The organism is Streptomyces sp. NPDC057702, from assembly GCF_042799315.1.
GTDB lineage: Bacteria > Actinomycetota > Actinomycetes > Streptomycetales > Streptomycetaceae > Streptomyces.
The window spans coordinates 21,191-31,302 of record NZ_JBHVJC010000060.1 but is presented as its reverse complement, the minus strand read 5'-3'; the positions used below and the strand labels follow the sequence as shown (position 1 = coordinate 31,302).

Annotated in this window: 11 protein-coding genes; 5 read left to right on the top strand and 6 right to left on the bottom strand. The window is 72.3% G+C overall.

From position 1 onward, the window contains the following. Window positions 1-241: 241 nt before the first annotated feature. A complete protein-coding gene (gene moaA, locus ACFVFR_RS30650) occupies window positions 242-1,231 on the top strand; it encodes a GTP 3',8-cyclase MoaA (RefSeq protein WP_383707676.1) in 990 nt (329 codons plus the stop codon). Here moaA and ACFVFR_RS30645 read toward each other — a convergent pair. Further along, window positions 1,214-1,438 carry a hypothetical protein gene (locus tag ACFVFR_RS30645; protein WP_383707674.1) on the bottom strand — a complete coding sequence of 75 codons (225 nt, stop codon included), beginning with the start codon at window positions 1,436-1,438 and terminating at the stop codon, window positions 1,214-1,216. The two genes, moaA and ACFVFR_RS30645, sit on opposite strands and share 18 nt — an antisense overlap. Before the next feature lie 222 nt (window positions 1,439-1,660). Beyond that, complete coding sequence (locus tag ACFVFR_RS30640) at window positions 1,661-2,035, bottom strand: DUF3099 domain-containing protein (RefSeq protein ID WP_383707672.1); 375 nt, start codon at window positions 2,033-2,035, stop codon at window positions 1,661-1,663. Between the two features lie 215 nt (window positions 2,036-2,250). Here ACFVFR_RS30640 and ACFVFR_RS30635 point away from each other — a divergent pair, with 215 nt between their 5' ends. Beyond that, a complete protein-coding gene (locus ACFVFR_RS30635) occupies window positions 2,251-2,523 on the top strand; it encodes a GlsB/YeaQ/YmgE family stress response membrane protein (RefSeq protein ID WP_383707670.1) in 273 nt (90 codons plus the stop codon). Between the two features lie 106 nt (window positions 2,524-2,629). On the opposite strand, the gene tyrS is transcribed toward ACFVFR_RS30635, so the two are convergent. The 3 genes from tyrS to ACFVFR_RS30620 form a co-directional block, all read right to left on the bottom strand. Beyond that, window positions 2,630-3,901 (bottom strand): tyrosine--tRNA ligase, encoded by a 1,272-nt coding sequence (tyrS, locus tag ACFVFR_RS30630; protein WP_383707668.1) that lies wholly within the window; start codon window positions 3,899-3,901, stop codon window positions 2,630-2,632. A gap of 69 nt (window positions 3,902-3,970) precedes the next feature. Beyond that, a complete protein-coding gene (locus ACFVFR_RS30625) occupies window positions 3,971-5,398 on the bottom strand; it encodes a metallopeptidase TldD-related protein (RefSeq protein ID WP_383707666.1) in 1,428 nt (475 codons plus the stop codon). Further along, a complete protein-coding gene (locus ACFVFR_RS30620) occupies window positions 5,395-6,918 on the bottom strand; it encodes a TldD/PmbA family protein (protein WP_383707664.1) in 1,524 nt (507 codons plus the stop codon). The genes ACFVFR_RS30625 and ACFVFR_RS30620 overlap by 4 nt, the downstream gene beginning before the upstream one ends. 354 nt (window positions 6,919-7,272) lie before the next feature. On the opposite strand from ACFVFR_RS30620, the gene fabG reads away from it, so the two are divergent. From fabG to ACFVFR_RS30605, 3 genes are all read left to right on the top strand, one after another. Then, on the top strand, window positions 7,273-7,977 hold the full coding sequence (gene fabG, locus ACFVFR_RS30615; protein WP_383707662.1) for a 3-oxoacyl-[acyl-carrier-protein] reductase: 705 nt from the start codon (window positions 7,273-7,275) through the stop codon (window positions 7,975-7,977). A 5-nt stretch (window positions 7,978-7,982) separates the two neighbouring features. After that, the gene (gene fabI, locus ACFVFR_RS30610) at window positions 7,983-8,756 is read left to right on the top strand and encodes an enoyl-ACP reductase FabI (protein ID WP_383707660.1); all 774 of its coding nucleotides are present in this window, start codon (window positions 7,983-7,985) and stop codon (window positions 8,754-8,756) included. Window positions 8,757-8,956: 200 nt separating this feature from the next. After that, window positions 8,957-9,280, top strand: coding sequence for a hypothetical protein (locus ACFVFR_RS30605; RefSeq protein WP_383707658.1), 324 nt, complete (start codon window positions 8,957-8,959; stop codon window positions 9,278-9,280). Between the two features lie 136 nt (window positions 9,281-9,416). Here ACFVFR_RS30605 and ACFVFR_RS30600 read toward each other — a convergent pair whose 3' ends face one another. After that, window positions 9,417-10,091 (bottom strand): FadR/GntR family transcriptional regulator, encoded by a 675-nt coding sequence (locus tag ACFVFR_RS30600; protein WP_383707656.1) that lies wholly within the window; start codon window positions 10,089-10,091, stop codon window positions 9,417-9,419. Window positions 10,092-10,112: the final 21 nt, after the last annotated feature.

Sequence of the window (10,112 nt, the reverse complement as noted above, 5' to 3'; positions counted from 1 at the left end):
GACGCCTCCCCGGGCGCCGGGCCCGCGCCGCCCGCGCATCGGCCCCGCCCGGCCCGCGCATCGGCCCCGCCCGCGCCGCCCGCCGCCCGGCCGACGGAGCCGCGCCCGGCCCGATAGTTCAACTTTCTGTTGAATTCTGGGAACATCGCGTACGCTGCGGGACACTTGGCGTGGGGCCCTTCGGCCACAGGGGACCCGCTGGCAACGCCAGGTCGTGCATGACTGTGAGAAGGGTCGCCACATGCTGCTCGATACCTACGGTCGGGTCGCCACCGACCTGCGGGTGTCCCTCACCGACCGCTGCAACCTCCGCTGCACCTACTGCATGCCCGAGGAAGGGCTGAGCTGGCTGTCCAAGCCCGACCTCCTCACCGACGACGAGATCGTCCGGCTGGTCTCCATAGCCGTCACCGACCTGGGCGTCACCGAGGTGCGTTTCACCGGCGGCGAGCCACTGCTCCGCCCCGGCCTGGTCTCCCTCGTCGAACGCTGCGCCGCCCTCACCCCGCGCCCGCAGATCTCGCTGACCACCAACGGCATCGGCCTCGGCCGCACTGCCGCCGCGCTGCGCGACGCCGGGCTCGACCGGGTCAACGTCTCCCTCGACACGTTGCGGCCCGACGTCTTCCAGACCATGACCCGGCGCAAGCGACACCAGGACGTGCTCGACGGGCTCGCCGCCGCCCAGGCCGCCGGGCTCACCCCGGTCAAGGTCAACGCGGTCCTGATGCCCGGCCTCAACGACGACGAGGCCCCCGACCTGCTGGCCTGGGCGGTCGAGAACCACTACGAACTGCGCTTCATCGAGCAGATGCCGCTGGACGCCCAGCACGGCTGGAAGCGCGAGGGAATGGTCACCGCCGGGGACATCCTGGCGAGCCTGCGCACCCGCTTCGCGCTCACCGCCGAGGCCGAGGGCGACCGGGGCTCCGCGCCGGCCGAACGCTGGCTCGTGGACGGCGGTCCGGCGCGCGTCGGCGTCATCGCCTCCGTCACCCGACCCTTCTGCCGGGCCTGCGACCGCACCCGCCTCACCGCCGACGGTCAGGTACGCACCTGCCTGTTCGCCCGTGAGGAGACCGACCTGCGCGCCGCGCTGCGCTCCACCGCCTCGGACGCTCGGATCGCCGAGCTGTGGCGGCGCGCGATGTGGGGCAAGAAGGCCGGCTCCGGGCTGGACGACCCCTCGTTCCTCCAGCCGCAGCGGCCGATGTCAGCGATCGGGGGCTGACCACTCGGCCAGCGGCACGGTGTCCTTCAGGAAGCCGCGCACGCCCAGGAACTGGGAGAGGTGGTCGCGGTGCTCCGGGCAGGCGAGCCAGGTCTTGCGGCGCTCGGGCGTGTGCAGCTTGGGGTTGTTCCAGGCGAGCACCCACACCGCGGGCTCGCGGCAACCCTTGGCTGAGCAGATGGCATCGGAGGTGTCGGACGCGTTCACGATCTCGACCCTACGTGACGGGGCGCGCGACGCGGGCTGGCCCCGGCACTGGTCCGGACATGACGACGCCGGGCAGCCACGGGGGGAGCCGCCCGGCGTCAGTCTGTCGCTCCGACGGGGGATGCGGAGCGCCTACGAAGTATGTCACGCGGGACCCATCGCGGTGCAGCGGAACCGCACGATTGATCTGAGGTTTTCTTGAGGTAGCGACGCCGCCCCAGGTCAGCCACGGTGCTCCCGGGAGTCGCCCGAGGTGGGCGCGGTCCTGGGCTGTCCGGATTCCGGTGCCGAGGGCCGATTCGCCTCCGTCAGCGCGGGTCGGGCCGGCGGCGGAATGAACGTGGACGGCAGCCCGGGGACGTTCTCCCGCCCCCCGTTGGCGATCACCACCGAGAAGTACGGCAGCAGGATGCCCAGCGCGAGGGCGACAAAGGCGACATGGCGTTCGACGTTCCACAGGACGGCGGCCAGGATGACGGAGAGTGTGCGCACGCTCATCGAGATCACGTAGCGCCGCTGTCGGCGCCGCACGTCGTCCGCCAGCCCCTGCCGGGCTCCGGTGATCCGGAAGACCTCGGGGCCGTTGTGCTTCCGCATCTCGCTCCACCACCTACCTGACGGGTCGAACGTGCCCGACTCCGAACAGGGTCAACGGTACGCCGAGGCTGGTGCGGGTACGAGACCGGGGCACCCACGACGCGCTCGATCGGGCTGAGCCAGATGCCGCGGGTCGTGCTCCGGAATGCGGCGTAGCCAAACCGGTCGGACACTTGAGGGCGTGATGCGCACACCGCGCCGCAAGAGGAGGCGACATGAGCTGGTTGTGGGCCATCATCGTGGGTCTGGTCCTGGGCCTGCTGGCCAAGGCGATTCTCCCCGGCAAGCAGAACATCCCGATCTGGCTGACGATCATCTTCGGCATCCTGGGCAGCATCATCGGTAACGCCGTGGCCGCCTGGATCGGAGTGGACGACACCAAGGGCGTCGACTGGATCCGACACCTGCTGCAACTGGCCGGTGCGGTGCTCGTCGTCGGCGTCGGCGACTCGCTCTGGGCCTCGATCAAGGGCAGACGCCACACCTGACCCCCGACACCGACAGGGGCCGGCCGCGCACCCGCGCGGTCGGCCCCTCGGTGATGACGCCCGTCAGCGACGACGTGGGCCAGCGACGACGTGGGTCAGCGGTGGCTCACTCCGCCGCCGCGACCTCGATCGCGGCCAGGTTCTTCTTGCCGCGCCGCAGCACCAGCCAGCGGCCGTGCAGCAGATCGGCCTCGTCGAGCTCGGCGTCCTCGGAGGTCACCTTGGCGTTGTTCACGTACGCCCCGCCCTCCTTGACCGTGCGGCGCGCGGCCGACTTGCTGGCCACCAGCCCCACGGCCGCGAACAGGTCCACCACCGGGGCCAGCGTCGTCATCCGCGCGTGCGGCAGCTCCGACAGGGCCGCGCTCAGCGTCGCGGCGTCCAGCTCGGTCAGGTCGCCCTGGCCGAACAGGGCCCGGGAGGCGGCGATGACCGCGGCGCACTGGTCGGCGCCGTGCACCAGCGTCGTCAGTTCCTCGGCCAGCGCCCGCTGGGCGGCGCGCGCCTGCGGGCGCTCCTCGGTGGACCTCTCCAGCTCCTCCAGCTCGCTCCGCTCCCGGAAGGACAGGATGCGCGCGTACCGGCTCACGTCCCGGTCGTCCACGTTCAGCCAGAACTGGTAGAACGCGTACGGCGTGGTCATCTGCGGGTCGAGCCAGACGGAGCCACCCTCGGTCTTGCCGAACTTGGTGCCGTCCGCCTTGGTCATCAGCGGTGTCGCCAGCGCGTGCACCACCGCCTCCGGCTGGAGCCGGTGGATCAGGTCGATGCCGGCGGTGAGGTTGCCCCACTGGTCGCTGCCACCCTGCTGGAGTGTGCAGCCGTGCCGGCGGTAGAGCTCCAGGAAGTCCATGCCCTGGAGCAGCTGGTAGCTGAACTCGGTGTAGCTGATGCCCTGCTCGGACTCCAGTCGCCGGGCGACCGAGTCCTTGGTGAGCATCTTGTTGACCCGGAAGTGCTTGCCGATGTCCCGCAGGAACTCGATCGCGGACAGGCCCTGCGTCCAGTCCAGGTTGTTCACCAGCACGGCCGCGTTGTCGCCGTCGAAGGTCAGGAACGGTTCGATCTGGGCGCGCAGCCGCGTCACCCAGGCCGCGACCGTCGCCGGGTCGTTCAGCGTGCGCTCGGCCGTGGGGCGCGGGTCGCCGATCTGCCCGGTCGCCCCGCCCACCAGCGCCAGCGGCCGGTGCCCGGCCATCTGGAGCCGGCGCATCGTGAGCACCTGCACCAGATGGCCCACGTGCAGGGAGGCCGCGGTCGGGTCGAAGCCGCAATAGAAGGTGACGGGACCGTCCGCGAGGGCCTTGCGCAAAGCGTCCTCGTCCGTGGACTGGGCGAAGAGCCCACGCCACTTCAGGTCGTCGACGATGTCCGTCACGGTTCTCGTATCTCCTTGAACGTCTGGCATTCGCTGAGCCACGGCGGGGCGGCTCGCTCCGGTACGAGGTTATACGCCCTGGCTGACCGAGCTCATGTGGAAGTCGGGCACCCGCAGCGCGGGCATGGCCGTACGGGGGAAGTAGTCGCCCCACTCGCGCGAGAGGGTCCGCTCGGTGCGCCCGGCCTCGCTGGCGCGCGAGAGGAGGTCCACCGGCGACTCGTTGAACCGGAAGTTGTTCACCTCACCGGTGACCTCGCCCCCCTCCACGAGGTAGACGCCGTCCCGGGTGAGCCCGGTCAGCAGCAGCGTCGCCGGGTCCACCTCGCGGATGTACCACAGGCACGTCAGCAGCAGGGCCGGCCCGTCGTGCCCGGCGTCGGCCACCAGCTCGGTCAGCGAACGGGAGCCGCCCCCGTCCAGGATCAGGTTGTCCACGGCGGGGGCCACCGGCAGGCCGGTCAGCCCGGCGCTGTGCCGGCTGGTCACCAGCCGCTCCAGCGAGCCGTCCCGGACCCAGTCGGTGGGCCCCAGCGGCAGGCCGTTGTCGAACACCGACGTGTCACCGCCCGAGCTGTGCGCCAGCACGAACGGCGCGGCCTCAAGGCCCGGCTCGCTCGGGTCGCTGCGCAGCGTCAGCGGCAGCGCGGACAGCCGCTCGCCCACCCGGGTGGCGCCGCCCGGCCTGCTGAAGACCGTGCGACCCTCGGCGGCGTCCCGCCCCGAGGAGGACCAGAGCTGGTAGATCAGCAGGTCCGCCACGGCCGTGGGGGGGAGCAGCGTCTCGTACCGCCCGGCCGGCAGCTCGGTGCGGCGTCGGGCCCACTCCAGGCGCTGGGCCAGCTCCGCGTCCAGCGCCAGCGGGTCCACGTCGGTGAAGTCGTTGGTGGCGCGCCCCACCCACGCGGAGCGCGGCGCGCTCGCCTCGCCCACGCCCGGTGCCTTGCCGTTCAGCTCCAGGGTGCCGCTGGGCTGGTCGTGCCGCAGGCGCAGTCCGGTGGAGGTCCCGAGGTAGCTGGAGACCAGCTCGTGGTAGGCGAAGCCGTACAGCTCGCGGCCGGCCTCGCGGGCCCGGCCGAACGCCTCGCCGAGCGCCGGCGCGAACGCCGTGAAGACCTCGGACGAGGTCGCGGCGGGCGCCTCGGTGAAGTGCGCCGAGGCGGCGACGTCGCGGACCAGCGGGCCCGCGTCCTCGGCGGGGCCGGCCTCCGCTGCCGCCGCCTCGGCCGCGCGGACCAGCGGCTCCAGCTCCTCGGCGGTCACGGCCGAGCGGGAGACGACGCCGGAGGCGGTGCCCTCCCGGCCGTCCACCGTCGCGATCACCGTGAGGGTGCGGCCCCGGGTGACGCCGTTGGTGGTCAGCGCGTTGCGGGCCCAGCGCAGGTTGGCGCTGGAGCGTTCGTCCGCGATCACCACGCAGCCGTCGGCGCGGGACAGTTCGAGGGCGCGCTCGACGATCTCGTGGGGCTTGGTGGTGCTCTGCGTCGCGGCGCTCATCGCCCGGCCTCCTGCGTGGTGTTCAGGACGTTCACGTTGCGGAACAGCGCGGAGGGGCAGCCGTGCGAGACGGCCGCGACCTGGCCCGGCTGGGCCTTGCCGCAGTTGAACGCGCCGCCCAGGACATACGTCTGCGGCCCGCCGATCGCCGACATCGAGCCCCAGAAGTCGGTGGTGGTCGCCTGGTAGGCGACATCGCGCAGCTGCCCGGCGAGCCGACCGTTCTCGATCCGGAAGAAGCGCTGCCCGGTGAACTGGAAGTTGTACCTTTGCATGTCAATTGACCAGGATCGATCGCCCACGACATAGACGCCGTCCCTGACCTCGCCGATCAGCTCCTCGGTGCTCGGGCCCTCCGGCGCCGGCTGGAGCGAGACGTTGGCCATCCGCTGGACGGGCACGTGGCTGGGGGAGTCCGCGTACGCGCAGCCGTTGGACCGCTCGAAGCCGGTGAGCTGGGCGATGCGGCGGTCGAGCTGGTAGCCCACCAGCGTCCCGTCCCTGATCAGGTCCCAGGACTGCGCGGCCACCCCCTCGTCGTCGTAGCCGATGGTGGCCAGGCCGTGCTCGGCGGTGCGGTCCCCGGTCACGTTCATGATCCCGGAGCCGTAGGCGAGCGTGCCGAGCTGGTCGAAGGTGGCGAACGAGGTGCCCGCGTACGCCGCCTCGTACCCCAGCGCGCGGTCCAGCTCGGTGGCGTGGCCGATCGACTCGTGGATGGTCAGCCACAGGTTGGACGGGTCCACCACCAGGTCGTACGTGCCGGCCCGCACCGAGGGGGCGCGCATCTTCTCCGCCAGCAGCTCGGGCATGACCGCCAGCTCCGCGTCCCAGTCCCAGCCGGTGCCGGTCAGGTACTCCCAGCCCCGGCCGACCGGTGGCGCGAGCGTGCGCATGGAGTCGAACTCACCCGTGGTCGGGTCCACGGCCACCGCCGTCAGCGTGGGATGCAGCCGCACCCGCTGCTGGGTGGTGACGGTGCCCGCCGTGTCCGCGTAGAACTTGTTCTCGTGCACGCTCAGCAGCGAGGCGTCCGCGTGCGCCACCCCGTCCGCGCCCAGCAGCCGCTCGCTCCACTGGGCCAGCAGCCCCGTCTTGTCCGCGTCGGGCACGGTGAACGGGTCGATCTCGTACGCGGAGACCCAGGTGCGGTCCGGATGGATCGGCTCCTCCGCCAGGCGCACCGCCTCGGTGACGCCGGCGGCCTCGGTGACCTTCGCCGACAGCCTGGCCATGGCGACCGCCTGCCCCGCCACGCGCGCCGCCGCGTCCATGCTCAGGTCCACGCCGGAGGCGAACCCCCAGGCCCCGCCGTGCACCACCCGCACCGCGTACCCCAGCTCGGTGGTGTCGGAAGAGCCCGCGGGTCGGGCGTCGCGCAGCCGCAGGGACGCGCTGCGTACCCGCTCGAAACGGAAGTCCGCGTGCTCGGCGCCCAGGGCGCGGGCCCGGGCGAGCGCCGCGTCGGCCAGCGCGCGCAGCGGCAACGCGAGGAAGGTCTCATCAATCTCGTGCGCCACGGGCGCCTCACCTTCTCGATGACTCGATGGTCACGGCAGTGAATCATGTCGCCGCCCCGCGCAGGCGCGGTTTTGTGCCAGCGTGACGAGCCGCGCGCGGCCTGCCCCGCGGCCCACGCGGCGGCCGACGAGCCACCCCGCACCGCCCGGACCAGGCACGCCACGGAACGGTGTGCGTCGGAATACGTACGGTAGCCACCGCCGGCGCCGGCTGGCGCGGGGCCGGCCCTCGGCCCGGTTCTGTAGGGACCCGACAGCGCGCGCCGTACGCCCCTGTCGAAGGCGGCTTCCCCCTCGCGGGCCGTTGACCGATAGCTTTCGGGTATCCAGACCGCTTATCGAAAGGGTGGAACCTTGAGCCGCTCGGTTCTCGTCACCGGAGGAAACCGGGGCATCGGCCTCGCTATCGCCCGCGCCTTCGCCGACGCGGGGGACAAGGTCGCCATCACCTACCGCTCCGGCGAGCCGCCGGCCGGGTTCCTCGCCGTCAAGTGCGACATCACGGAGCCGGAGCAGGTCGAGCAGGCGTACAAGGAGATCGAGGAGAAGCAGGGCCCGGTCGAGGTGCTGATCGCCAACGCCGGCGTGACCCGCGACCAGCTCCTGATGCGCATGTCGGAAGAGGACTTCAGCACCGTTCTGGAGACCAACCTCACCGGCACCTTCCGCGTCGTCAAGCGCGCCAACCGCGCCATGCTGCGGGCCCGCAAGGGCCGTATCGTGCTGATCTCCTCGGTCGTGGGCCTGCTCGGCTCCGCGGGGCAGGCGAACTACGCCGCCTCCAAGGCCGGTCTGGTGGGCTTCGCCCGCTCCCTCGCCCGCGAGCTCGGGTCGCGGGGCATCACCGTGAACGTCGTCGCCCCCGGCTTCGTCGACACGGACATGACCCGCACGCTCAGCGACGAGCAGCGCGCGGGCATCGTGAAGCAGGTACCCCTGGGCCGCTACGCCCAGGCTGAGGAGATCGCCGCCTCGGTCCGCTTCCTGGCCTCCGAGGAGGCCGCGTACATCACTGGAGCCGTCATTCCCGTCGACGGCGGATTGGGCATGGGTCACTGAACGACATGAGTGGAATCCTCGCAGGCAAGCGCATCCTGATCACCGGCGTCCTGACCGATCACTCCATCGCCTTCCACGCCGCCAAGGTGGCGCAGGAGGAGGGCGCCGAGGTGATCCTGACCGGTTTCGGCCGGGTCTCGCTGGTGCAGCGGATCGCCAAGCGACTGCCCAAGCCCGCGCCGGTCATCGAGCTGGACGTGCAGAACCAGGAGCACCTGGACACCCTCGCCGACAAGATCCGCGAGCACTCCAGCGACGACAGCGGCCTGGACGGCGTGGTGCACTCCATCGCCTTCGGCCCGCAGGGCGCGTTCAACTTCCTGGAAGCGGACTGGGAGGACGTCTCGACGGCGCTGCACGTCTCGGCGTACTCGCTCAAGTCGCTGACCATGGCGTGCCTGCCGCTGATGGAGAAGCGCGGCGGCTCCGTGGTGGGCATCACCTTCGACGGGTCCATCGCCTGGCCGAAGTACGACTGGATGGGCGTGGCCAAGGCCGCGCTGGAGTCCACGGGCCGCTACCTCGCGCGGGACCTGGGCGCCAAGAACATCCGCTGCAACATGATCTCGGCCGGCCCGATCAAGTCGATGGCCGCCAAGTCCATCCCCGGCTTCGAGGACCTGGCCGACGTGTGGAACCACCGCGCCCCCATCGGCTGGGACCTCACCGACGCGGAGCCCGCCGGTCGCGGCGTGGTCGGGCTGCTCTCCGACTTCTTCCCCAAGACCACCGGCGAGGTCGTCCACGTCGACGGCGGCGTGCACATGATGGGCGCCTGACCCGACCGACCCGCTTCACCCGCCTGCCCCAGCGCGGCGCGCCGACCGCTGGGCGCCCACCGCGCGGGGACACGACGCCCGCTCCGCCCTCGTGGCGGGGCGGGCGTCCGGCGTGCGCGGTCGTGCGACCGGGCGTGCGCGGCGACACTGTGGAGGAGTCGGAGGAGTCCCCTCCGACCTCGTGCCGAGGAGGTGTCGGTGTGCGCGTGCCCCCTCGCCCGACCCGTCGCCGCACAGCCGCCCTGGCGGCGGTCGTCGCGGGTCTGGCCGTGTGCGTGACACCGCCCGCCGAGGCAGCGCCGACCGAGGCCGCGTGTCACACCGTGGTACGCGGCAGCGTGGCCACGGCCACCTGCTTCAACCCGGACGCGGACCCGGACCACGTCCAGTTGCACGTCGAATGCCGTCGCTGGTGGGACCCGGACGTGGACTCCCGCCCCGTCGCGGTGGACCCGATCCGCACCGTGACGCTCTCGGACCGCTGCTGGATGGACGTCCACAGCGCGTGGGTCACCCACGGCTGAGCGCCGGTCCCACCCCAGCGCGCGCAGCGCGCACGAGCCGGGCGCGCGCCGCGCGCCCACGAAGCCGGCCGGCGCCAGGTGCTGGCTCTCCCCCTGGCGCCGGCCGCTCACCGGGGAACGGGCCCGCGAGGAGCGGTCACGCGTCCGCGAAGCGACACCCGAACGGGTGTGCCGACGCCTCGCTGGCGGCCCGCGCCTCGTCCCGGTCCCGGATCGCCGCCACCAGCCGGGCGTGGTCCACGTACGCCTCGGGGCGCAACCGCTCACCGACGTTGGCCCGCAGGAACTCCCGCAGCACCATCCCCAGGTCCGCGTACAACTCGGCCAGCACGTCGTTGTGCGAGGCCGCCACGACGGCCATGTGCAACGTGCCGTCCGCCTCCACGAAGCTCTCCGCGTCCCCGGACTCCCAGGCCCGCTCACGCCGCTCCAGGAGGGCGGCGAGCTGGCGCATGTCGGGCTCGGTACGCCGCCGCGCGGCCAGCCGGGCGGCCTCCGCCTCCAGCGCGCTGCGCAGCTCCGCGATGTGCAGCGGGTCGGCGCCGGCGAACCTGCGGTTCATCACGCCGGCCAGCTCGCTGGTGGCGACCACGTACGTCCCCGAGCCCTGCCGGATGTCGAGCAGGCCGTTGTGCGCGAGGGCGCGCACCGCCTCCCGCACCGTGTTGCGGGCCACCCCGAGCTGCTCGACCAGCTCGGGTTCGGTGGGGATGCGCGAGCCGACCGGCCATTCGCCGGTGGTGATCTGGGCGCGGAGCTGGGCGATCACCTGGTCGGCGAGGGCGGAACGCCGGGGCGAGGTCAGCGGCATGACTCTCCTGGACGAGGGGGG

Bases quoted from the DNA above. Each gene is read 5' to 3' on its own strand.
- ACFVFR_RS30625 (WP_383707666.1), bottom strand. From the start codon at position 5,398: ATGAGCGCCGCGACGCAGAGCACCACCAAGCCCCACGAGATCGTCGAG.
- moaA (WP_383707676.1), top strand. From the start codon at position 242: ATGCTGCTCGATACCTACGGTCGGGTCGCCACCGACCTGCGGGTGTCC.
- ACFVFR_RS30600 (WP_383707656.1), bottom strand. From the start codon at position 10,091: ATGCCGCTGACCTCGCCCCGGCGTTCCGCCCTCGCCGACCAGGTGATC.
- ACFVFR_RS30640 (WP_383707672.1), bottom strand. From the start codon at position 2,035: ATGCGGAAGCACAACGGCCCCGAGGTCTTCCGGATCACCGGAGCCCGG.
- fabI (WP_383707660.1), top strand. From the start codon at position 7,983: ATGAGTGGAATCCTCGCAGGCAAGCGCATCCTGATCACCGGCGTCCTG.
- ACFVFR_RS30635 (WP_383707670.1), top strand. From the start codon at position 2,251: ATGAGCTGGTTGTGGGCCATCATCGTGGGTCTGGTCCTGGGCCTGCTG.